The sequence below is a fragment of the Candidatus Poribacteria bacterium genome, from assembly GCA_026706025.1.
Classification (GTDB): domain Bacteria; phylum Poribacteria; class WGA-4E; order WGA-4E; family WGA-3G; genus WGA-3G.
The window spans coordinates 328,216-350,961 of the sequence record JAPOZO010000063.1 but is presented as its reverse complement, the minus strand read 5'-3'; the positions used below and the strand labels follow the sequence as shown (position 1 = coordinate 350,961).

Sequence of the window (22,746 nt, the reverse complement as noted above, 5' to 3'; positions counted from 1 at the left end):
ATAGTGGCAAAATTAGAATAAGGAGGGTTAAGAGGCGTAAGGAGGGTTAAGAGGCGGCGGACAGGGTCCTGTGCTGCGTTAGTCAGATGCCGTTATCGTGAAAGTTCTCCGAGTGATATTTCCATGGCTGTCAATAACACGAACTTGGACTTTCTGATGCGGATGTTTTAATTCGATGATTGTTCGGTCCTCGCCGTTTAACTTCCTATAGTGCTTGAAAATGTAGCCTGTATACTTTTTCCAGCTGCGTAAGTTGTTTTTTCGGTTTTGGCTAATGACATAACCGGAGGGTGGGCGATTGCCAGTGGGTGGAACGAACCATTGTACTTGGTGGATTCCATCGGGGTCAACAATTTCGACTTGGAAAGTGGGGGCAGTGTTTTCCCTATCAATGGTGGTAGGGCTATTGAAATTGGGTTGATTCGGTTGAAAAACGCGATGTCGCTGTAGCCAATGTGCTGCGGCAGATGAGAGCGTTGATCTGACAGCGTTTCCATAGGACATGATATAACTGGAGCGGCGAAAGTCGTGTCCGAGGCCGAAGGCGTGTCCGAGTTCATGTGCAACGGTTTGCCAGTCAAAAGCGTTGTCAACGGTTGGGATATACGCTGTTCCTGCGTGTGCATGCCATCGTTCTCCATCGATATAGGTGCTTTCTAATCCCGCGAGGGCTAAAGTATCTCCAGCGATACCGTCTATAGCACTCTCCAAAACGACGAGGAACACATTTTCTGATATATCAAAGTATTGCGTGATTTCTTCGTCAATTTTTTTGACTGTATCTTCAAGATAGTAATCGGCTGTAAACTTCCCTTGGACCAGATGGATTTTTATTTTCCCATTAGGGTTAGTTTCGATATTAAAAGTGGTTTTGGAGAAACCGTTGTCTTCCATCTGTTGTGCATAAAACCGTTGTACCTTTTGCATTATCTTCTCTATTTTTCTGTGTATATTGAGTTGTGGTGAGAGCCCGTCGGGTAAGAAGTAAATGATCCTGACTGCATTTTGATGAGCTAATTGTTGGTGGGTATTGAGTAGTGGAATATCCCAAATTCGGAGTGTTCCGTCGAGGTCTCCGGTAGCAAAGGTAAATGCGTCTGGTCCGAAACCGACAGATCTCGGTTTTTGTTTAAATGAGAAGACAGCGTTACCGGTCTGGACATCCCAGAGATTAACTTTATTCCATGCGGCGGTAAGCAGCGTTTTTCCGTCGGGTGAACAGGCAAGGTTTAGGATGGTACCTGTTGAAATGCTGCGCTCAACTTGATAGTCGGTGGCGCGCCAAAATTTGATGCTTCCGTCAGTCCCTGCGGTTACGAAGCGGGACTGCGTTGTATCGTTTAAGAACTTAATGTCCCGAACCGTCGCTTTTCCTGCTTTTAAAGGTCGAATCGCTAAACCTTGCTTTTCTATGTCCCAAATTTTGATGTAACCGTGATTATCACCGGCGAGCAGATATGCTCCGTTTGGTGAAAAAGCGAGGGACTCTATCTGTACATCGTGTTTGCGATGTTCAAAGAGTGTTATTTTCCTGCAATTATCCGTGTCAGTGATGTCGAATAGATTAAGATTCCATTTTGCTGTCGCGAGATAGCGGTTATCCGGTGAAAATGTGAGTGTGTTGGCACTGTCTTCAAAGGTTTGCAGGAGCTGCCTCTGTTGGGTATCCCATAATGTTATGGCGTTAGGGCTTCCCGCGGCAAGGTACTTCCCATTGGGTGAAAAAGCGAGGGTCTCAATGTCATCTCTGTGTTTTTTACTGTGAAGTGTTTCTGGTGTTTCTGGTGTGTTTTGGTTCCAGAGTTTTATGGTATTGTCTCCGGTGGTTGCGATGATATCTGGGTCGGTGGGTGAAAATGCTAATGCATAGATACCATGTCCATGGTCTAATTCCAGGATTGGTTTCGGTATTTCCGGGGGTGCAGACAACTCAGCGTATAGTACCTGTTTTGAAAAGTTAGTTATGGTGGATTTTGTGATCTGAAGGATACCATTTACTTGATGGTCTACTAAAATTAGGGTTATAAGGGCAATGAGATGTATCCAAACGGTATCTTGTAGTTTCCCTTTTGCTATGCCGATCCGTAGTCCCCATGACATAGCACTCCACAGCAACATTATAGCCCCGAAGGCACTCAAAGGCGTTATGCCCGGATCTCGTGAAGCAATACCTATAACCAGTAGGAGTATCCCAAAATTCCTAACATCTCGTTGCCGACGTTTGTTAGTTGATAATATCCGGAATTTCATCAATACGCTCTTATTATCGGGTCGTTCGGATGCTCGCCTTCAACTTGACTGGCATCAGTCGGATAAAGGCATTGAACCATAGATCGGGATATATTTTGTGGATTTCGCCAATTCTTCAAAGCACTTGAATATCTCAGAACTGTGCGGGGAAGTTGCCGCGGGCGGCATCCATGACTTCGCCTGTAATTTCATCGTGACCGTTGTCTTTAGCGAAACTTTCAATCCCCATCTTCGCCATGGGCCGGACAAAAGCGGGGATCCGCTCTAAGCGTTCGAGTGCCTCCGCTGTCCAAGTGGGACCGGTCGGTTCGGTAGGCGTTGCGGCCTCCTGAAATGCATCCGAGATAACGCCAGTAAAGGGACATTTGCCGCCTTCAGTAGTCTCACCTGAATCGGTTTCTGACGCAAACATATTAGGCATTGATTCACCCTTTGCCGTCTCTAATTGTGAGCGTACCAGCTGCATCGGTTGTGCTGCTTCGTTAGTGCCACCGAGTTTAAGGTCCAAGGATTTCAGCATCTGGGTCTCCGACGGATTGAGGTACATGGCGATCTCTGTAAAGCAGTCAGGGCATTCAAAAAGTGCTGTTACGGAGCCTTGTTCAGGTCGGGTTACATCTTTAAATTTCATTGCCGTGTCGCAGTCTGTACATAAAAATTTCATAATTTTAACTTTCCTCGCGGTTCGGTCAGGACGGGTTTGAAACTTGAAGTACCCTTCCGTAGAACCGCCCTCCATCTCATTACGGGCTAAGTTTCATTTTTCTAATGAACTTCAGTGCTTCACTGAATTGTACTACATACTAAAAAAGTTTTGGATTTTTTTAGCCACTTGTATGAGTGCTTTACTTGCGACGGTATCTGGGCATTTGTCAATATAAGGGGTTCCGTTGTCGTTGGCATGCGCGAGTCGTGGATCAAACGGGATGCTGCCGAGAACGGTCTGCTGGAATGCTTTATCAGGCGTTTCGTCTGCGGAAAAGAGAGGCTCTTTCTCACCGCAGTGCTGACATACATAGAAAGCCATATTTTCGACAACACCGATAATCGGGACTTTGAGAATATCTCTCGCCATGGTCACCGATTTTTTGACGATCAATTGCGAGACTTCAGAGGGGATTGTCACAACGACGATACCACCGAGATTTGGGATAAGTTCTGCTACGTTTGGCAGTCGATCGGTCCCGGGCGGCAGATCCAACAGGAGGTAATCCAAGTTCCCCCACTCGGTATCAGCGATGAACTCTCGGAGCGCGCCTACTTCCATCGTAGCACGCCATGTGAACGCGTCCTTCTGAGAATGTGCATTCCAAAGCACGGGTGCATCGTCTTCAGCCAAAAGTAGATCCATAGAGATCAGTTTGGTACCGAGTGCGGTAATCGCAGGTTTGACCCCTGTAGGTGTGTATTCCAGTGTAGCGTTGCGGACACCCATCATCTTTGCAAGCGTTGGTCCATTAATATCAGCGTCAACGACTCCGACAGTGTTGCCCTTTAGCGTGAGTGCGGCGGCAAGATTCGCGGTGAGAGAGCTCTTTCCAACACCCCCTTTTCCGCTCATAACGGCTACGGTATGTTTTACGGAAGTCAATCGCTGTTGGAGTCGGTTTGCTTGCGCCGTGACTTGTCCGATAATGTTGGAACCGGCATCGCTTGGCAAATCGGTGTATGTTTTCATTATTCTCCACCAATGGCATAAAGTGCTTGATAACTGCGGAGATAGAGCGTACCGTTTGCGATTGCAGGAGATGCAGCGATAACTTCGTCCATGGCATTGCTGGCGATGATTTCAAATTCACGTCCTGCTTTCACCACGGTGACAACCCCGTCACGAGAGGTCAAATAGATAAACCCATTGGCATAGACAGGCGAGGCGCGATGTCGGTGTCGATGCGTCCGTTCTCGATAGAGTTGTTCGCCACTTGCGGCATCAAGGCAGATCAGGTCACCGTTTTCTCGGCAGAGGTAGACTAAGCCATCATGAATGAGCGGAGAAGGAACATCGGGTGTGCCTTGCTGACGTTTCCAAATCTGCCACTCACTTTCAGTTATATCGCCTTTTGTGGCAGCTGGATTGATGCCCAAAACGGGGCCGTTTTTCGCGGAAGGAACGACAATGAGTCCTTCTGTTGCAACAGGAGAAGCGACGAACCGGAGGGAGTGGTTATAACTGAATACTGGATTCAAACCGCCACATCGCCAGATTTCGCTGCCGTCTTCCAAACTGTGTGCGGTGACATAATCAGCACCGTGGACAACAAGGTATTCACGTTCTGTATCGCGATAGAGAATAGGAGAAGTATAAGCCTGTTCGCATTCAGCGGTTGCGTCACTATCCCTATCATGTTTCCAGACCTCTTTACCGGTCATTTTGTCAAGCGCGAGGACGACCCATGCATTGCTGTGGATGAGTTGGAAGTAGAGTCGGTCTTTGTCAAGGAGCGGGGTAGTGGACATGACGAAGTAGAGGTTGAATTCACCGTAACGGTCGGCGAGATTGGTGTGCCAAACCTGATTCCCCTCAAAATCGTAGCAGGCGAGGTCACCGGTTCCGAGGAACGCCCAGACGTGTTCGCCATCGGTTACAGGAGAGGGTGCGGCAGAATTGGCTTCGCCACTACGGACATCTCGGTTGCCATGTCCGAGAGTACGTTTCCAGAGTTCTTTACCATCGGTGGTAATACACATCAAAACAAGGGTGTCGCCTTCAGCCGAGGTGAGGAAAATCTTGTCTTCCCAAACAATGGGGGTAGAGGCGGCTTCACCGGGGAGTGGTAAACGCCACTTAATATTTTCGGTTTGACTCCACTGGATGGGTGCCTCGGTTTCTTTGCTGATCCCGTCGTTGTGCATCCCGCGCCACTGTTGCCAATTGTCGGCGAAACCGTTAGCGGTTAGGATAAACGCCACAAGTAAGAACATTATCGTGCATCTCAAAACCTTCTTTTTCATGATGAACCTCCGCTTTTCAGTGAACCTTGCTACGATCCAATGCCAATAATAAGTTTCAACGTTTCTCGTCTGTCCATAAGCCTCGATCAGGTCCATTCCACTGGTAAGGGACTATTTTCGACAAGTCGCCAACGCTATATTCCAGAAATTCACGTTCTGCTTCTATCACATACCCTTCGTTTGTGAAAACAGGGAACTCTAATTTCGCAAGAGCATCAAAAGGTTCAATTTCCAGTCGGACATCCAGTTTGCCTTCCACTGTCTTGTAAAAAAAATCTGCAGAATGGCTTTCATGTTTCAGGATCATGACAGTGCCGGACTGTTGAACCTCTCCGTTAGATGCGCAAACCTTCACACCGACGAGAAGATTACGCGCCGGTGGCGGATCTGAATGCACCTTAAACCATAACCCTTTGTGTGAACCCTCTGCAACACCCTCATTTGGACCGAGGATTTGAAATGTGACCGTTGGAATATCGCTCATTATTTACCATCCATTTTTTTCAAGTCGCCAGTCACCCGTTTACTCCTGATCTGGCTGTTGATAATACTGTCCAAGTACCTCATTGGCAAGGCTTCTGCCATCCTCAATGACACGCGCGGCGAAATCGAGTGTAACCTGTTCAATGTTGTTCTCTTGCGCCCGCTGCTCAATACGCGTCTGCGTAATATTCCGCATAAACCCAGCAGGCACTAAATTCAAACGTTCGATTGCCTCCTCGGTCCACTGCACTGGACTTTCAAAACCTGGAACGACTTCAGCGTTCTGGGAATCGGAAGTCTGTGCTTGTAAGGTTCTGAGTTCAGGGGCATCTTCACGGACTGCAGCCGCTTCGCCCATGCTGTCGTTGATAATCTCTGTTGCGAAGGCATTGGTGATAGTGCCAATTTTTTGGGCGCGTGCGGATTTTTCGATCCGTGCTTTGACATTGCGCCGCATATAGCCGCGCGGCACCCCACGTAGTGCTTTTTTCGCCTGTTCTGACCATTGGAGTCGTACGCCATCAAAAGTTTCTTCCTCGGCAGCACCGCCTTCGTCTACGGCCATGCTCTCCAGAGAAGTTTTGTCCACCATCTGAAAACGTTCCGGCGGTGAACTACAGACAGGACACTGGACGGGTTGCTGGTTGTGTGCGGCGTAGCCACACTCGCCACAGATATATGTCTGGACGGCATCTGATTCCAAGACTTTCTGTTCGGCGATCTCTTTTGCGACACGCGTGAGTTTTTCAGAGGCACGTTGCGGCATAATCGCTTCCATTGCCATATCAATGACGCTCTCGGTAATAACAGAATGACCGCGTTCTATAGCAAACCGATGTACGGCTGTCTTAGCGATGCCGCGCACTAAGGGTGGTGCTTTCTCCATTCTATCTAACGCCTCCTGCGTCCAGACGAGGGTCTCTTCCGCTTTTACATCTATTTGTGGGAAATAACGTTGGCTTGATAAAAAGACATTGCAAGGGGCAAGACGTAATAGATTCTCTGCAGTGCTTCCGATGTCCATCTCCTGTTCACTATGGACACCGATTCTGCCTAAGACGAGGAGCCATGGATTCGTTTTTCGGGCATATTGTAGAATTTTTTCGTAGGCTTTTCCATCAAGCAAGGTAATTTTTAGGGCGTAGTCGTGTTCCTCTTTTGCAATAGCGCGTGCGACTTCCAAATGTGACTGATAAATTTTCGCTAATCCGGTATCAATAACTTCCTCGTGGAGTTGTTCTTGCTCTTTAAATCTGAAAGTTCTTGCGGCGCGTTCTGTTAGCACATTCACGACGGAATTGAAAACGATGTAGTGCAGATACGGATCATAGACACCAACGGCTTCAACCTGTTTGTTGAATTTACGTCCGAGTTGTATAGCGGTCTTCAAACCTGAGAAAGACTCTGGACTTCCATCAATCCCGACAAGGATATTTCCGTCATGTGCTTCAATGGGTTCAAGGTCTCGGACAACGAGCGTATCGGTATTAATACGGCGGACGACGCGTTCAGTGACACCGCCGATAAGGCTATCTTTGACTGCACCCATACCGAGTGCCCCCATAATGACAAGATCGTAATCGCTTTCCTGAATGTCTTCAACGAGTTTTATAAAGTGTTTGCCTTCCGGCATTTTGGGTTCAAATGGGATGTCAAATTCGGTGCACTTCTGTTTCATCACCTCAAGGTAGGAATCGGAGATCAGTTGCAGCCCCATTGTAATGAGGGTATCGTGGATGCGGCGTTGTTTTTCAAGTTCGACCTCGTCCTGATACTCCTCCGGCAGGGTATATTCCATCTGCTTGAAGCGGACATCGTGCATCTTTGCGGCGTAAACGTGTGATCCCACTAACTGCGAACCGAATTTCTTTGCGAATTCGACCGCCAAAGCGATACTTGCGTCGGAGTAGTCCGAATTGTCAACAGGCACATAGATTTTTTTGATCATCTTTTTAACTTTCCTTGCGGGAGAACAACGTAGGTTTCGTATTTCACGCGTCTTCCCTAAGAGTCGCCCTCCAAATGTAAAGCATTCTCACTGCGAAGCAAAATTATGCCATTTAAGGCATAATTTCATTACCGGCTACGGTTTCTGTAACGCGCTCCCAGAAAACCGCCAAGTATATGCGCAATCAGTGTTGCTGGCCATAAGTAAACCATCGCAGTCTGCCACTTCCAATTGAGGATAAAGTGTCGAACAACGATGTTCATTGTAATCGGAATGTAGAGACATCTGCTCCACGGGCGGCTGAATCTTTTAAAGCGTCCACGGAAAAATCCGAAAGTGAAGTGAATTACAAAAGCCGCAAGAGAGATTAAGAGATTCAGATCAAAGTCTCTCATTTTTTGAGGAGCGTTTTGACATCTCGGCGTAAACGCAGCATCGCGGGTTTACTTCGACTGTCGTAGTAGTCGTGGATGTTCCCATCCGCTTTGACGAGAACGAACCGCGGGCTATGGAGTATTTCGCTACCCTTGTGCCCCGCCGCCAAACTGAACCCATGTTCGGCTAACTGATAAATATGTGCCTTGTCGCCGGTGAGAAAGTGCCAACGCCTATCGTCTGCGCCATAAGCCTTTGCGTAGCGCGTGAGAACTTCTGCCGTATCCCGCTCTGGATCGACAGAGAACGAGACGAAATAAACGGGGTCTGCAACAAATTCGGATTGCAAGCGTGCCATCTCCTGTGTCATCGCTGGACAAATCGTTGGGCAGTTGGTGAAGATGAAATCCGCGACCCAAATTTTGCCTGCCATGTCGGATAACCCTAATGGCTCTCCCTGTTGGTTCGTCAGGCTAAAGTCTGGCACGCTGATAGAAGCAGTTTCAGTTAATACTTCCGGTTTGGTGCCAAATACCGACCATAAGTTAATCCCGGCGATAGCGATAATGATAACACCCAGCATGACCCAGATGAGGGTGCTTTTGTCAAATTTTCGCTTCGTTTTAGTGGCATTATCGACTTGTGCTTCCATATTCCAAACCCAGTGGGTAGTTAGTGAGCCGACGTATCCACAACTTCTGCTGCCGGTTTCTCTATGCCATCGAGTCGTGTATCTAATGTGAGATCAGGCATCAGCATGACGACGAGAAAAACGCAGATAAGGAAGGGCGTTATCACGATAGCTGCTAATGTTTTCCTTTCAAACTTCAGATGCATGAAATAGATAGCGACAAGGGCAGCCTTGGAACATGCCATTCCGATAAGCAAGATGGCTTTGATTGCTATAGGGAGATCGGGAATCACGACCAAAACCTCAGCGACTGTCAGCCCCAAAAGCCACCAGAAGATATTCATGTATTTCGGGTGTTCTGTGTGTCCATCCTGTGCCATTCTTATTACTCCTATAGTAGATAAATGAAGGTAAAGACCATAATCCAGATAAGGTCAACGAAGTGCCAATAGAGTCCAACAATTTCCACTTCATGGTTAAACTCAGCGGTATATCTGCCACGCAAACCGTGTATCAAGATGACGATGAGATAAATGACACCACCAGTCACGTGCATCCCGTGGAAACCTGTGATGGCGTAGAAAGTGGGACCAAAAAGCGTTGACCCACTGATAGTCGCACTCTTTAACCCGTGCTCAGGGATACCTGTCAGAGTCAAGCCGTGTTTAATCAAATGTGTCCATTCATAAGCCTGTAGTCCAAGGAAGATAATTCCACCCGCAATTGTCAGTCCAAGGAACAGACACATGCGTGAAACATTGCCATTCTGAATCGACTCCAGTGCTTTCACCATCGTGACACTACTGCATATCAGCAGAAATGTCATGGCTGCGGTTAGGTTAATACCGAGGATTTCATCTGGTGGTACCCAACCGACTACGCCTGCACCCGCCCGGAGCGCCGCGTACGCTGCAAGCAACGCGCCAAAGGACATGGTATCCCCGACGAGGAAAATCCACATACCGAGCTTGCCGAGGCTGTCCGGCGTAAGTGAAGGTTCGTATACGTCTTCAGTGTGGTCTAAAGTGGTAGCGTGTTCCACTACATTAAACTCCTTTATTTATTATCAGTTGTCAGTTATCAGTTGTCAGTCGTCAGTTAAGAATTTCTGATGCGTAGCAGACGCTCCTTTAACCGACTACCGATAACAGATAACCGATAACCGTTCCATTGTAAAAAAATCGTGCCGCCGATGATCCCAAAAATAGTAAAGGGCATCGCTATCATAAAAAGGATACTCCAATTAAAACCTTTACCGATCGGATCATCAAGTGTTTTACACCCGGGGCATGCTTCAAGAGACATCGGGGCAATAAGCATGACAAGTATCAAGACGGAAGCCCCTAAGACTGTTGTATAGCAAGTTTTGGCTTGCAAGCTGCGCCAAAATATTCTATGCATTCCAATAATTCCTTTCGCGATCTTACGAGAGATACACCAAAACGTAGAGAATTGGCCAGAGCGCGACGACAAAAATCCAGTAGATCGCACAAGTATCAACGCCCGTGTAACGGTCTGCAGAGAACCGTCCTGCCATCGCCATGCCAAAAACTATGAACACCCAGATAACAGCACTCAGGACGTGAACAGCGTGGCACCCGATAAGCACATAGAAGATGCCGCCATACACACCAGACTGGAGTGTAAGCCCGTTGCGAATGAGTTGTACCCACTCGCTCCCCTGTACACCGAGGAAAAGCAGCCCAAGCATCCCTGTGATTAAAAGCCAATTACGGAGCTGCTTTACGCTGTCTTTCTGGATCGCGCGCCACGCTTGAAACATTGTGTAACCACTGAGCAGAAGCAGGGCGGTATTAATGCCGGTTACGACACGTGGCAACTCAATCCCGATATGCGATGGCGGGGGCCATGTGACATTCCCGACCCGAAAGACGAGGAACGTACCGATGAGTCCCGAAAACAGCATTGTCTCCGCACCGAGTAGGACCAATATGCCCAATCGTGCGTTACTCAAAGGTTGTCGTTCCTGGACTTCAGAGTTATTATGTGTCATCATTCGCGCACCCTATTTTTTAGAATTCGCAGAACAATCTCAACTACCGCCGCAATAATCAGTAGCAGGACGATAATGCGAACGGCAACACCTAAAATCGTTGCAGTAACACCCCCTGCTATTGCTCCTATGACAAAAAGAACTGTCACAAGTAGAGATAAAATAATAGTAAGGCGACGCTTTTGAACAATTTCCCCTATCGCTGCGATAATCAATAGCAACCCGATAATGCCCAGAACCGGAACAACAAGACTACTTACAACACTTTCAACAGATTGCGGTGCTTTGCTGCCTGTAATTATCGCTGCTGTCACAATAGCAAATAATCCTACAAACAACAGGGCCAAGATAAGTCCGAGGCGGCGATTTCGCTTGCGATGCTCTGGCGCGTTCATTTTGCTTCCTCGTTAATCTAAATTTTATCCAACGCCATTGTGATAAATACCACTGGCAGATAAAGCAACGATGCATATAACAGGTAGCGTGCGGCTTTTACGGAGCGTGTACGTTGTAAATAGATACCGAATACCAGAAACGTCCCACCTGTCAACAGTGCTGTGAAAAAGTAGACACTCCCTGCGACGTTGTACAAGGCAGGCAACAAACCTATTCCGAGGAGTGCGACGCAATTAATCACAATTTGACGGCACGTGCTTGCGCCATCGGGATGAATGACCGGTAATAGGCGGAATCCGGCTTTTGCGTAGTCTTCGCGATAGATGTAGGCGATTGCAAGAGAATGCGGCAGCTGCCATAAAAAGAGTATCGCAAACAGCACCCATGCCTCGCCTGTTAGCGTCCCTCGCGCTGCGACCCATCCGACGACAGGCGGGAGCGCGCCCGGCACTGCCCCGATCAGCGTACACAGCGAAGTCTTCCGCTTCAGCGGCGTATAGAGAAACAGGTAACTCACGACTATCAGCGAAATGACGAATCCACTCAAAGTATTAACAATGAACGTCAGGTAAAGCATTCCGCTACCTGTGAGAACAACACCAACGATTAGTGCCTCCAACGGGTTCATCCTACCATCAGGGAGCGGTCTCTCCTGCGTCCGTTTCATCTGTGCATCTACATCGCGTTCAAGGTATTGGTTGAGTCCTAATACACCCGCCGCTGTCAATCCTGCCCCGATAAGTGTATGCAAGCAGCGCAGCCAATCTACGGTCTGCTGCGCACCGAGATAGAAACCAGCAGCGGTCGTAACGAGGATCATCATCACCAACCTCGGTTTGATGAACTCAATATAGTCAGCGGCGCGTCGCGCAAAAACCGTGTGTTTCGCTGGTGGATTTGCCGTATCTGTGTTGTCTGGTAACGTTACCGTTGTTGAAGGCATAATGTTTATTTTACTCTGTAACCAGTGTACCGCTCGCTGCTGTTTCAAGAGTTACCGATGCGTCAGTGAACCGGTAAATCTTCAGGGTAAGCACAAAACTGCTCACCAACATGAGTGCGCCGACTGCGACGTGTGCAGTGGTAATTGTGACTGTAAGTGCTGCTGCGAATGTTTCCCCGAATGCGGTTAGTTTCGCGAAAAATGCTCCGGTGCCGAGCATTAACTGGACGACAAGCAGTCCAAGTAATAATAATGGCGTTGATTGTCCAATTCCGTCTGATTCACTATCCACTGCTAACAAACGTCTTGCCAGCAAAAAGATATGTAGTGCCACCAAGAAAGCAAAGAGGAGATGCGCGTCAAGTCTGCTGCCGGTATGTCGCAAAATCGCCCCAAAGATGAGCTGCATATAAATGAGGCATGTCGTAATCAGACTGAGCCTTCGCAGTCTGGGCGAGGCGACCTCGCCCCTACGAACCGGGGTTTCAGTTTTATTTTTCCACCACTCACGCGAGGTGAACCAAGCGATGCCACAGAGCAGTGCGAAAAATGCTTGTGCGAGACATGCATGCACTATGGCGAAGTTGCGATTGATCTGTGTAACGCGAAGCCCACCGAGCACGCCCTGTACAATAACAGCGATAAGTGCGGCGAGTCCAAGCCATTTCAGCCATTTTCGGGAATCTCTCGCCAATATCAAGAATAAGAGACCGATTGTCAAGATTCCAACGAGGGAACCCATGAGTCGATGGCTATGCTCATACAGAATGCCCCCTACCATTTCGGATAAGGGATAGAGGAACATATTGTATCCGAAAGTTGTTGGCCAATCAGGGACAGCCAATCCAGAATCTGTGCTTGTGACAATCCCTCCAATGACAATCAACAAGAATGTCGCGCCTGCGGTGAGGCGTGCCATTCTGTGTAGCCATGGACTGTAATTAGCGTGATTTTCCATGCTGCGTTTTCAGAATTTTACAGAGGCACGGTTGAAAACCGTGCCTACAACTGCTCAGTCTCCGCTTGTAGCGGGTTCATGTTCAGGTTGTGCCTGCGGAATCCAATCAGATTCTTCACCGGGGACACTATATTCATAAGGTCCCCGATAGACAGTTGGAATTTGACCGAAGTTGCCGTGTGGCACAGGTGTCGGTGCTTCCCACTCCAGTGTATTGACCTGCCACGGATTCTGTTCAGCGACTTTACCTTTGTACATGCTCCAGAAGTAGTTAAAGACGAGTATCAGTTGTGCGAACCCAAGGGTAAAGGCACTCATTGTGATAAAGATGTTCATACCTATAAATCCTTGGAATTCAAACTGCCACATTAAAAACTTAATCGTTGTTGGTTCCATCAAGAATTCATACTGCTGCGGGTTGGAGATGCGTCGCATGTGTCCGCCGACACCGAGAATATGCATCGGGAAGAATGTGCAGTTGAATGCGATAAACGTCAACCAAAAGTGAATTTTGGAGAGTGCATCGTTCATATAGCGGCCATACATCTTTGGGAACCAAAAGATGATGCCACCAAAGATAGCGAACAGACTTCCGCCGAACACAACATAGTGAATATGCGCCACAATGTAGTAAGTATCGTGGATGAAGATATCGACTGGCGTATTTGCCATGTAGATACCGCTAAGTCCACCAATGACAAACATTGAAACGAAGGCGATACCGTGAAGCATCGGGGTCGTAAATCGGATTGAACCGCGGAACATTGTCCCCAGCCAGTTAAATGTTTTAATGGCAGAAGGCACCGCAATGAGCATGGTTGTTGTCATGAAGAAGTTACCCATTTCGGAGCGCATACCGCTTTGGAACATGTGGTGCCCCCAGACAATCCAACCTAAAAACGCGATGGCGATCATTGCGTAGACCATGGACCGATATCCGAAGACCGGTTTCCGTGAAAAGACAGGAATCAGTTCGGAAGCGATTCCCATGCCGGGTAATATGAGGATATAGACCTCTGGGTGCCCAAAGAACCAGAAGAGATGCTGCCAGAGGAGCGGGTCACCCCCACCTTCCGCTGTTGCAGAGAAGAATGTTGTGCCCGCCAGCCTATCAAAGATGAGAAGTGCGAGTGCGGAAGACAACACAGGGAATGCGAGTAGCAAGAGGATCGCGACGATGAAAAGCGACCAGATGACTAACGGCATGCGAAAGAAGGTCATCCCCGGTGCGCGCATATTGATAATCGTGGTGATGTAGTTAATAGAACCTACCAAAGAGGAGAACCCTTGAATGAGTAGACTGATTGCCCAGAGGTTCTGTCCCCACTCCACGCCTGTCCACTGTGGATCAGCAGAGAGTGGTGCGTAGCCCGTCCATCCGGCTGCAGCGTGTCCACCGGGTACAAAAAACCCGATCGCCATCACAATTGCAGCGAGAACCGCGAGCCAAAATGAGAGCATATTGAGAATCGGAAACGCCATATCGCGTGTACCGATCATCAACGGAATCAGGAAGTTCCCGAAGGCACCCACCAAGATAGGAACAACAACGAAGAACACCATAATGGTGGCATGCATCGTAAAGAGCATGTTGTAGAATTCGGGTGTGATGACCCCACTCGGCATGTTTGTCTCAAGCCATTCCTCTTTATCAGACTCATAGATACGTTCCCACATCCTGTCAGCCCCAGTGACAACTTCACCTTCGTCAAGATACTGTTGAGAGGCACCGATGATCGGTAGCGGTTGATCAGGATAGGCGAGTTGCCATCTAAAGAGCAGTGCAAGTCCGCCCCCGACAAAGAACATAATCAGTCCATAGATAAGGAACTGCTTACCGATTGTCTTGTGATCGAGCGAAAAGATGTATTTACGAATAAAACTTTCTTCGTGGTCATGTGACGCATGTTCGTTATCGTGCATATTTACCGTCCTCCTTAAGCCTATTGCGGCCATCTTTCTTGTACCCAGGCATCATAGTCTGCTTGTGTATGCACATTAAGGTAACCGAGCATCCCGGAGTGTCCGAATCCACAGAGTTCGGCGCAAGGAATCTCATAGCGTCCTGCCTGTGTCGCCTCAAACCAGACATTGATAAATCGGTTCGGCAATGCGTCCTGTTTGAGCCGTAACTGTGGCACAAAAAAACTGTGAATGACATCTATAGAGGTTAAACGGATATGCACGACCGCGTTGACAGGGACATGCAATTCGTTTTCCAATTCAAGGTCGTCGTCTGTCCCGAACTCGTTATCGGGGCCGGGATAGGTCATATCCCAGTTAAACTGTTTTCCACTGACCTGGACGACAACATCTGGATTCTCAGGAAATTGTGTCGGCGACTTAATATTGTTCCATTGCGGGTAACTAAACATCGCGAGGATAAAGACAATCAGCGTTGTAACAACTGTCCAGACGATTTCCAATGTTGTGCTCCCCTCAATGTAGTCCGCCTTTTTGCCTTCCTGATGTCGATATTTAATTAGAAAAACAATAAGCGTGCCCATCACAAGGATAAACACAACGAGGGTAATCCAATAAATAGCGTGAAAGAGGTTATCAACGCCTTGTCCGAACGTTGATACGTTCTCTGGTAGCCATTGAAGCATCCAGTCCTCCTTAATAATGCGCTTCGCCCATTGAAAAGGGACAAGCGCGTAAGAGTTTCGTTTTTAACAAGTCTAATTCGTTTCTGCAGACGCTGTAAGGGTTGCGCCTATGTACGTCAAAACACAAAACAGACCGGTAATCAGCAGCGAGAGGATCCAGGGCGGTCCCTCTCCGAATGCTTTTGCGGTGGTATCAAGGTAAAGGCTGTGTCGAAAAGCTGCAAGCCCATACGTGAGTGGATTGAATTTCATTGTCCATGCTAACCAACCAGGGACACCTGTACTCGGGAAAAACGCGCCAGAGAGAAGCCAAATCGGGATTAGCAGGAGATTCATAATTGCATGAAACCCTTGCGTTGAATCCATCCGCCACGCGATAAGTAATCCGAGGTTTGTCAGACCAAACGCTAAAAGTGCCATCACACCGAGCGAAAGTAAGAGAGAGATTACGCCGAACCGAATGCCTACCGTTGGTGCGAGTAGCAATAGCAGTAGACCTTGTAAGAGTGCTAACGTTGTTCCACCTAACGCCTGTGCGAAGACAATCCGCCACCTTGGTACTGGTGCGACGAGTACCCCCTGCAAGAAGCCTTCGCGCCGATCATTGACAACAGAAATTGTAGCGAAAATAGATGTAAAAAGCAAGACCAAAACGACGATACCGGGATAAAAGTATTCAATATAACCGGGTCCGTCTGATGCCCCCGAGGGCTGAAAAGAGGCACTCAAACCGCTGCCAATGAGAAGCCAAAATACCAAAGGTTGCGCGATAGCACTGAAGAGTCGGCTCCGTTGGCGATAAAACCTGATGATTTCGCGCCACCAAATCGTTGTAATCGGTAGCAAATTTTTAATTTTCCGTATCCTTCCTCTCCACGAATGGGTTCCCTGTCAACTTTACGAATACGTCCTCCAGTGTCGGCTTCCCAAACCGAACAGATTGAATCGCATTTGGAAAAGCGGCAACTACATTTCGAGCGAACTCATGTCCGCGCTTACACTCAACGCGCAGTTGGTTATCCGTAGATACGGCTGAAACGCCGAACCGCTCGATAATAGCGGTACCAAGAGTTTCATTGTCTCTGCTCTCTATAAGGATAACATCACCACCGACTTGATTTTTCAGTTCATTAGGCTCCCCGATTGCAACCAATTTCCCCACATCCAAAATGCCAACCCGATTGCATGCCTCAGCATCATCTAACAGGTGCGTTGTCAGCAGCACCAAAATATTCTCTGTCTGTGCAAGCATACCGAGATAGTTATTGAGTTGTCGGCGTGTGGCTACATCCAACCCACTCGTCGGTTCGTCAAGGAGCAAAACGCGCGGGGAATGGAGCAGGGCTTTTGCGATTTCAACCCGTCTCTGCAAACCGCCGGATAGGAGTTCAACCCGTTCTGTTGATCTATCAGAGACTCCAAAACACTCCAGGAGCTCCGAAATTCGGGAACGCAGGGTTCTACCAGCAAGTCCGTAAAGATGACCATGGTGTCGTAAATTTTCAACGACGGTCAGTTTGACATCTAACCCTGGGTGTTGAAAAACGACCCCTAAAAGGCTCCGAATTGCTTTCACCTCGGTTGCTAAGTCATGTCCGAGGATACGAACAGTGCCAGAAGTTACTGGCATCAACGTAGACAGGATTCTAAAAAGGGTCGTTTTCCCACTTCCGTTCGGTCCGAGAAGTCCAAAAATCTCGCCGCATGAGACATCAAAACTTATATTGTCAAGTGCCTGCCGTCGCTGATAGGCATGGGAGAGATTCTCCACCTCAATTCGGCTGTTGGAAACTGTCGACAATCGGCTATCAGTAGTTATGGTATGCGAAACCTTTGTGTCTGCCACAAGGGAGCCCTCTTGCTGACTGCCGATCGCTGATCGCTTACTTCATTTTCAGTGTGAAATCCTGCGTGATGGTACCGCCAGCTTCCACAGTAACAGCGACAGGTGCTTTGCTGTTCGTGCCACAAGCCTCATGCCAATAGCCGAGTTTATAGTCGCCTGCGGGGACATCTTCAAGTGTGAATTCACCCTTTTCGTTGGTAACAGCAAAATAAGGGTGTGGTACGTAGGAAATCCAAGCAGACATCCACCCGTGAACGTCGCATTTGACTTCAACGGGGCCCTCTGCCTTCTGGACAGCCTTGAGCGGCATCTTCCGACGGGCTTTTGGCTGCGCTTTGTTAACCGGTTTGTTGATCTTACTGAAGATATGCACATTGTGCATAATCTTATCGGAATTCAGCATTGTTAGGCGTGTGCCTATAGGAACGATCTGGATATGTGGTGTAAATTTGCAACCCTTCTGGTCAATCTCCACTTTGGCGTCTTTGTCAAAATCTTTACCTTCTGAAATGTCGATTAGATAGACAATTGTATTTTTTAAAGCGTTGCCTTCACCGACGACCAGTGATTCATCAAACTTTTCGTCAGCACCACAAACCTTCTCGTCCTTTGTGATTTCCAGTGCTTTTTTCTCAGGCATGTCTCCTTCAAACTTCACAACACCACTAATTGTGCCGCCGTTGTTCACTGCCATAGCTTTATAGTCTTTAGGGAATACCAACATTTCCATTTCACCTGCCCCGTGGTGGTCAGCGAAGACGTTACCCACAAAGCAGCAGGCGAGTAGTACCGTGAGACTTGCCAACAAATAGGATTTCATTTTTTTCTCCTTTTTAATAGTTATCAGTTATCAGTTATCAGTTTTCAGTTAAAGAACCTTTCGATTCGACTCAGGTATCTTTTGAACTGAGTGCTGATAACTGAAAATAGTAGATTTTATAATTAAGGATACACCACCAATCGGCGCGCTTCCAAAGCACGCCTACCAGCAGGTATTTCCATATTCTTAGGCTTCTTCTGAATTTCTGCGTTGGACGAATGCCCGTAAACCGAAGAGGAAGCCAACAGAGAGCAGTGCGATTAAGGGCGGATAAATGAACCGCTTTGAAGACGGTACAGGTTCAAGAACAAAAGTATACCAACTTGTCATGACCCGTTTTGTGTCAACATCACCGTTCGCGCCGTCCCATGCTGAGAAAGCGATAGGCACGAAGACACCGGGATCAAGTTGCAAGTCCTTTTTGTCGTCAGTTTTCAAAGCGCGTTTCACCCATAATTTGTATTGCCCGTCTGTATAGGTGCCTTGTGCTTGTAATTCGCCCTGTGCGTCCTGCACTTTTGCATTGTTAATACCTTTAGCGGTAAGCTCGGTCACCTGTTCAGGTGCGGAGGCTTTCCAGTGCCATAGATAGACCGGCAGTCTACCCCCCCATAAGAAATAGGGCTTTGGGGCGGTCGGTCCTTGCGGTACCTTCACGGGAAATTGGACTGCCAATGCGTCCTCAAGCGTTTTCCCTGTCGCCTCATCCGTTTCGTCACCAGTCGTGTGCGTTCGGTCATCCCACGTAAAAAGGAAAACGACCTCCGTATCATTGTAAAACGATTTGACGTTCACAGCATCAATCGTTGGATTAAACTGCCGCGGCTCAATGACTATTTGCCCGACGAGCGGGAAATACCTTGCTTCAAGCGTCTCCCATGCGGCATTATCCATTTCAGGCAACTCACCTTGAACGTATTGTGAACGGAGTACGTTGTTGCCGATCGCGGGTTCAGGGCGTTTCTCAGGCATAAGCGATTTAACGTAGTTCGCTAAATGCCAACTCTTTTCATAGACGACTTTCATCGCATCATCATAAATCTGTTTTTCTTCTGCAGACAGTTCTGTACCTTCTGCCAGATTGAGAGCGATGTCAACAGCAGCATCGTATTTCTCGTAAAGCTGGGCGGATTCTTCTTCCTCTGCCTCTGTCATTTCATCTTTGTTATCTAATTCAATCATGCGACTGGATTCTTCAGCTGTCAATCCGAAGCCCGGGAAGCTATCGCCCTCAAACGCTGGCATAGCAGAACCGGCGAGTCCACCGATGAAGCGTTTGAAGATGTCTTCGGTGTCTGCACCGCCGCGGAAATTCCAACCCTGCGTCAGATTTGCGGGCCAGCTCTGGAATCCCCACTCGTCGGTCAGGTCCGGTGCCGAAGTGCCATCCCCTCTTCCGATGTTGCCGTGGCATTCAATACAACCGAGTTCGGTATAAAGGGCTTTTCCGGTTTCTACACTCTGTTCAGAGTCAGGGACTTTCCCGGACAGGTTAATCTGCTTTGGCGGTGCTTCAGCCTCCTTAAAGCCGTCGTAGAAGGTTTTGATGTATGCCACCAATTCCCAGCGGTCATTGGCACTTAAGGCAGTTTCCCACCCTGGCATAGACGAGCCGGGCATCCCTTCGGTGATGATGTCAAACAGATCTTGATCTGTTGGAAGTTCTCCAGTTTCTGTAGACCGGATTTTATACAAACCGCGTGTGAAATCCCTCGGTTTTGGGAGCAGATTCTCAGCTGCGGAGCCGTCGCCTCTGCCTTCGGTGCCGTGACAGTGTGCGCAGCTATTTTCATAAACCGCTTTTCCTTTTTCGGAAGCCTCCGGTGCATTTTGCGCGTATGTAAAACTAAACACAGCAAGCGTTCCAAACAGGATAAGTAGGAGAGCAACTGTTCTGATTCTCATTAGTGCGCCTCCCCAAAGGTTCGTGGTTGATAACCGGTGTAATCAGATAGAAACAGGATAACGTCCCAAATTTCGTCTTTTGTCAAGTGATCTTCCCAGATAGGCATCGCTGAATCCCACGGGGTGCCAGCTGCGGGTAATCCCGGTCCGCCCTTTGCTATTCGCCAAAAAAAGAAAGACTCTTGGAAGTTCGGAATAATTCCGGGGTCTTGGAAATTAGCGGGAAGCGGTTGGAGGTACGCTGCGAAATGTCCCTGCCCATCTAAGTGGTCTCCGTGGCAATAAAAGCAATTCTGATGATAGACGCGTCTACCGTTTTCAACATGTGCTTTGAACGCCTCCGGATCATCTTTTTCATAGTGCCGGAAGGGGTTAACGACATCTTGCATCGTGCCGATGACCTCATCTTTGTAGGTCAATTCAAGCGGCGGCGATGGATGTGCGTCGCGCGGGCTTCCCGGTGGATTCGCTCGTTGTGCGATAATCGAGTAGGTATAACCGAGCAGGAGGAGCGGGATCAATACCACAAGAACCCGGCGGTGGAGACGGCGTTTGTCATTCACCAGCGTTTCAAGGATAGGGCGGCGAAACTCGCGAAATAGCGAGTCCTCAACGGAGATATGTACCAAAATAGCGATGACTATCAGCCCCATATACATAGCGATCACGCTACCGGGTATAGGAACTGAGATAAGTCCGCCAACGACGAATTTCAGGAAGATCCAAGAACCAACCAGAATTATGAGACATATTGTGAAAAGGGAAGGTCTTTTCATTTTTCTAATTTTCCTTGCGGTTCGGTCAGGTAGATTCGGGGTTTGACATTCCCTGACATATATCTGAGAAAACCCCCAAGCAAAAACCCTTCCATTACATTACAGGCTAAGGTTTCTGTTTTTTTACTATTCTTTGTCTGTTATTCTGCGGGAGTATCTCCCGTCTCCTCTGGTGCTGCTTCCGCTGTTGCACCAGTAAGTGTGCTCAAGAAAGAGAGTAGATTGGTCAAATCTGCCACCGATAAGATGATTGGAAAGTTTTCAGGCATCGGTGATGTAACATGGAGTCTCTTGCCAGACGCACGGGTAAGGGTAGCTTCCTCAAGATCAAACGTATCAAATATCTCTTCACTCCCATCAACGATTAAGACGATCTCATCATCATCCATTGTTCCTGACACATATTCGCCAACAATTTCATCGCCATCAAAAGTGACAACGGTCATCAGGCTCTTCACATCTGTTTTAGAGAGCGTTCGCGCCTCGTCGCCAACCTTAAGTGTTACGACTTCATCAGTTTCCGAGACCAATTGCCCAGTTACGGGCGCATTCGCATCTGCAGGCGTTAGTGTTAATGTAAGATAACCTTTCGCTTCCAGATCTGTGAGTTCCTCAATCGGCTCGTCATCAAGTTCGCTTAATAAGATAGTGTGCTCTTCTTCCACGCCATCCGCTGTTTTGGTTCGGACGACAATTTTCTCTTCGTCTTGCGAGACGAGTGTTCCTTGGAAAGTTGTTCCTTTGGCACGCACAGTAACAGCCCCGTATCCACTCACAATTTGGGCACCGGGTACAAGGACTGACTCCTCAAGATACCGCATGTCATTAAAGGCTGCGATTTCAGAGAGATCTGGTGCAGTAACGACTTCAAAATCTTCATTGGTCTCGCCTGCTGCTGGACTCTCTATCCCTGTCACAGCATGGCATGAGATACACGCGGCATCCACAAAAACCTTTTTACCGAGTTCTGAGTCACCGGTAAGTAAAGGTGGGAGTGCTGCAGCGGCTGTCGCTACATCTGCCCTGTCTATCGGTTCATCAAACGGCGTTGGATCAATTTCGCCACCTTGACTCTGGAGGTAAGCGATAACCGCTTCAATCTCTAATTTGGAGAGTGCGATCGGTGCTTTCCATACCTCTGGCATAATTTTGCCGTAGCCAGGTACAAGGTAATTCGCAGGTTGATACATAGACTCAATCAAATACGCTTTGGCATCCATGCCGGGTACACGGGTTGCAGCGTTAACGCCAATGTCTGTCAAGTCGGGACACCTTCCTGGCGGTGCGGAGGTATCCACGGTATGGCATGCGCTACACTGTCCTTTTCCATTAAAGACCAAGGCACCTTGTTCAGCCACAGCCTCAGGGTCGCTCCAATCGAGTTCGGTTAAATTCACCGCAGTGGAACTTTCCGGTACCAAGCCCGCGACAAAGGCGTAAAACCATATCACAGCAAGCGAGAACGTCAATAATCTCATAACACTGGTCCACAAGACAATGTTTACAACTACCGCGATCAGAAACCAGACCGACCAAGGCAGCAGATTCTCGGAGGCAATTGGGAACGCAGATGCCCCAGCAATATAGGCGATGAAACTCACCACCATTAAGATTAAACTTGCGATTTTTATGAGCGTATTTCTTGACATTATTTTAATTTTCCTTGCGGTCAAATGACATGGGTTTAGACTTTAACGTGCCATTCTTAAATCCGCTCTCCATTCCATTACGAGCTACGCACTTTGTTCTACCGCTTCCTAATCTTAAATCCGCTCTCCATTTCATTGTGAGCGGGTTTTTGATGTAAGTACATCGGGGTTGAAGTGACACACCCCATATT

At 48.1% G+C, this 22,746-nt stretch carries 22 protein-coding genes; all 22 read right to left on the bottom strand.

The features are described 5' to 3' along the window. Positions 1-78: 78 nt before the first annotated feature. Positions 79-2,250 carry a M12 family metallo-peptidase gene (locus OXH00_16405; protein MCY3742598.1) on the bottom strand — a complete coding sequence of 724 codons (2,172 nt, stop codon included), beginning with the start codon at positions 2,248-2,250 and terminating at the stop codon, positions 79-81. Between the two features lie 133 nt (positions 2,251-2,383). Then, complete coding sequence (locus OXH00_16400; protein ID MCY3742597.1) at positions 2,384-2,914, bottom strand: PCP reductase family protein; 531 nt, start codon at positions 2,912-2,914, stop codon at positions 2,384-2,386. A 132-nt stretch (positions 2,915-3,046) separates the two neighbouring features. Then, positions 3,047-3,928 carry a P-loop NTPase gene (locus OXH00_16395; GenBank protein MCY3742596.1) on the bottom strand — a complete coding sequence of 294 codons (882 nt, stop codon included), beginning with the start codon at positions 3,926-3,928 and terminating at the stop codon, positions 3,047-3,049. Continuing rightward, entirely contained in the window at positions 3,928-5,202 is a 1,275-nt protein-coding gene (locus tag OXH00_16390) for a PQQ-binding-like beta-propeller repeat protein (GenBank protein ID MCY3742595.1), read from the bottom strand. The genes OXH00_16395 and OXH00_16390 overlap by 1 nt, the downstream gene beginning before the upstream one ends. A 55-nt stretch (positions 5,203-5,257) precedes the next feature. Then, positions 5,258-5,686: a hypothetical protein gene (locus tag OXH00_16385; GenBank protein MCY3742594.1), complete on the bottom strand. Its 429-nt coding sequence runs from the start codon at positions 5,684-5,686 to the stop codon at positions 5,258-5,260. Between the two features lie 39 nt (positions 5,687-5,725). Continuing rightward, positions 5,726-7,633 (bottom strand): universal stress protein, encoded by a 1,908-nt coding sequence (locus tag OXH00_16380; GenBank protein ID MCY3742593.1) that lies wholly within the window; start codon positions 7,631-7,633, stop codon positions 5,726-5,728. Between the two features lie 391 nt (positions 7,634-8,024). Continuing rightward, positions 8,025-8,660 carry an SCO family protein gene (locus OXH00_16375; GenBank protein MCY3742592.1) on the bottom strand — a complete coding sequence of 212 codons (636 nt, stop codon included), beginning with the start codon at positions 8,658-8,660 and terminating at the stop codon, positions 8,025-8,027. 20 nt (positions 8,661-8,680) lie between these two features. Next, positions 8,681-9,019, bottom strand: coding sequence for a cytochrome C oxidase subunit IV family protein (locus OXH00_16370; protein MCY3742591.1), 339 nt, complete (start codon positions 9,017-9,019; stop codon positions 8,681-8,683). A gap of 11 nt (positions 9,020-9,030) precedes the next feature. Continuing rightward, the gene (locus tag OXH00_16365) at positions 9,031-9,681 is read right to left on the bottom strand and encodes a cytochrome c oxidase subunit 3 (protein MCY3742590.1); all 651 of its coding nucleotides are present in this window, start codon (positions 9,679-9,681) and stop codon (positions 9,031-9,033) included. 56 nt (positions 9,682-9,737) lie between these two features. After that, a complete protein-coding gene (locus OXH00_16360; GenBank protein ID MCY3742589.1) occupies positions 9,738-10,040 on the bottom strand; it encodes a hypothetical protein in 303 nt (100 codons plus the stop codon). Positions 10,041-10,062: 22 nt separating this feature from the next. Then, a complete protein-coding gene (locus OXH00_16355) occupies positions 10,063-10,656 on the bottom strand; it encodes a cytochrome c oxidase subunit 3 (GenBank protein ID MCY3742588.1) in 594 nt (197 codons plus the stop codon). Further along, positions 10,653-11,048, bottom strand: a complete 396-nt coding sequence (locus OXH00_16350) for a hypothetical protein (protein MCY3742587.1) — start codon at positions 11,046-11,048, stop codon at positions 10,653-10,655. The genes OXH00_16355 and OXH00_16350 overlap by 4 nt, the downstream gene beginning before the upstream one ends. 17 nt (positions 11,049-11,065) lie before the next feature. Continuing rightward, positions 11,066-11,992: a heme o synthase gene (gene cyoE / locus OXH00_16345; protein MCY3742586.1), complete on the bottom strand. Its 927-nt coding sequence runs from the start codon at positions 11,990-11,992 to the stop codon at positions 11,066-11,068. Between the two features lie 10 nt (positions 11,993-12,002). Then, the gene (locus OXH00_16340) at positions 12,003-12,950 is read right to left on the bottom strand and encodes a COX15/CtaA family protein (protein ID MCY3742585.1); all 948 of its coding nucleotides are present in this window, start codon (positions 12,948-12,950) and stop codon (positions 12,003-12,005) included. Between the two features lie 54 nt (positions 12,951-13,004). Further along, the gene (locus OXH00_16335; protein ID MCY3742584.1) at positions 13,005-14,873 is read right to left on the bottom strand and encodes a cbb3-type cytochrome c oxidase subunit I; all 1,869 of its coding nucleotides are present in this window, start codon (positions 14,871-14,873) and stop codon (positions 13,005-13,007) included. 20 nt (positions 14,874-14,893) lie between these two features. Beyond that, on the bottom strand, positions 14,894-15,559 hold the full coding sequence (gene coxB, locus OXH00_16330) for a cytochrome c oxidase subunit II (protein ID MCY3742583.1): 666 nt from the start codon (positions 15,557-15,559) through the stop codon (positions 14,894-14,896). Positions 15,560-15,631: 72 nt separating this feature from the next. Further along, positions 15,632-16,405: an ABC transporter permease gene (locus tag OXH00_16325; GenBank protein ID MCY3742582.1), complete on the bottom strand. Its 774-nt coding sequence runs from the start codon at positions 16,403-16,405 to the stop codon at positions 15,632-15,634. Positions 16,406-16,409: 4 nt separating this feature from the next. Further along, the gene (locus tag OXH00_16320; protein MCY3742581.1) at positions 16,410-17,405 is read right to left on the bottom strand and encodes an ABC transporter ATP-binding protein; all 996 of its coding nucleotides are present in this window, start codon (positions 17,403-17,405) and stop codon (positions 16,410-16,412) included. Positions 17,406-17,442: 37 nt separating this feature from the next. Further along, positions 17,443-18,225 (bottom strand): carboxypeptidase regulatory-like domain-containing protein, encoded by a 783-nt coding sequence (locus tag OXH00_16315; GenBank protein ID MCY3742580.1) that lies wholly within the window; start codon positions 18,223-18,225, stop codon positions 17,443-17,445. A 186-nt stretch (positions 18,226-18,411) separates the two neighbouring features. Further along, positions 18,412-20,130: a c-type cytochrome gene (locus OXH00_16310; GenBank protein MCY3742579.1), complete on the bottom strand. Its 1,719-nt coding sequence runs from the start codon at positions 20,128-20,130 to the stop codon at positions 18,412-18,414. Then, complete coding sequence (locus tag OXH00_16305) at positions 20,130-20,906, bottom strand: cytochrome c (protein MCY3742578.1); 777 nt, start codon at positions 20,904-20,906, stop codon at positions 20,130-20,132. The genes OXH00_16310 and OXH00_16305 overlap by 1 nt, the downstream gene beginning before the upstream one ends. Positions 20,907-21,046: 140 nt before the next feature. Continuing rightward, a complete protein-coding gene (locus OXH00_16300) occupies positions 21,047-22,555 on the bottom strand; it encodes a hypothetical protein (GenBank protein ID MCY3742577.1) in 1,509 nt (502 codons plus the stop codon). Positions 22,556-22,746 lie beyond the last annotated feature (191 nt).

Excerpts from the sequence above, each read along its gene's own strand:
- OXH00_16405 (MCY3742598.1), bottom strand. The coding sequence starts at position 2,250 with ATGAAATTCCGGATATTATCAACTAACAAACGTCGGCAACGAGATGTT.
- OXH00_16400 (MCY3742597.1), bottom strand. The coding sequence starts at position 2,914 with ATGAAATTTTTATGTACAGACTGCGACACGGCAATGAAATTTAAAGAT.
- OXH00_16395 (MCY3742596.1), bottom strand. The coding sequence starts at position 3,928 with ATGAAAACATACACCGATTTGCCAAGCGATGCCGGTTCCAACATTATC.
- OXH00_16390 (MCY3742595.1), bottom strand. The coding sequence starts at position 5,202 with ATGAAAAAGAAGGTTTTGAGATGCACGATAATGTTCTTACTTGTGGCG.
- OXH00_16385 (MCY3742594.1), bottom strand. The coding sequence starts at position 5,686 with ATGAGCGATATTCCAACGGTCACATTTCAAATCCTCGGTCCAAATGAG.
- OXH00_16380 (MCY3742593.1), bottom strand. The coding sequence starts at position 7,633 with ATGATCAAAAAAATCTATGTGCCTGTTGACAATTCGGACTACTCCGAC.
- OXH00_16375 (MCY3742592.1), bottom strand. The coding sequence starts at position 8,660 with ATGGAAGCACAAGTCGATAATGCCACTAAAACGAAGCGAAAATTTGAC.
- OXH00_16370 (MCY3742591.1), bottom strand. The coding sequence starts at position 9,019 with ATGGCACAGGATGGACACACAGAACACCCGAAATACATGAATATCTTC.
- OXH00_16360 (MCY3742589.1), bottom strand. The coding sequence starts at position 10,040 with ATGCATAGAATATTTTGGCGCAGCTTGCAAGCCAAAACTTGCTATACA.
- OXH00_16355 (MCY3742588.1), bottom strand. The coding sequence starts at position 10,656 with ATGATGACACATAATAACTCTGAAGTCCAGGAACGACAACCTTTGAGT.
- OXH00_16350 (MCY3742587.1), bottom strand. The coding sequence starts at position 11,048 with ATGAACGCGCCAGAGCATCGCAAGCGAAATCGCCGCCTCGGACTTATC.
- cyoE (MCY3742586.1), bottom strand. The coding sequence starts at position 11,992 with ATGCCTTCAACAACGGTAACGTTACCAGACAACACAGATACGGCAAAT.
- OXH00_16340 (MCY3742585.1), bottom strand. The coding sequence starts at position 12,950 with ATGGAAAATCACGCTAATTACAGTCCATGGCTACACAGAATGGCACGC.
- OXH00_16335 (MCY3742584.1), bottom strand. The coding sequence starts at position 14,873 with ATGCACGATAACGAACATGCGTCACATGACCACGAAGAAAGTTTTATT.
- coxB (MCY3742583.1), bottom strand. The coding sequence starts at position 15,559 with ATGCTTCAATGGCTACCAGAGAACGTATCAACGTTCGGACAAGGCGTT.
- OXH00_16315 (MCY3742580.1), bottom strand. The coding sequence starts at position 18,225 with ATGAAATCCTATTTGTTGGCAAGTCTCACGGTACTACTCGCCTGCTGC.
- OXH00_16310 (MCY3742579.1), bottom strand. The coding sequence starts at position 20,130 with ATGAGAATCAGAACAGTTGCTCTCCTACTTATCCTGTTTGGAACGCTT.
- OXH00_16305 (MCY3742578.1), bottom strand. The coding sequence starts at position 20,906 with ATGAAAAGACCTTCCCTTTTCACAATATGTCTCATAATTCTGGTTGGT.
- OXH00_16300 (MCY3742577.1), bottom strand. The coding sequence starts at position 22,555 with ATGTCAAGAAATACGCTCATAAAAATCGCAAGTTTAATCTTAATGGTG.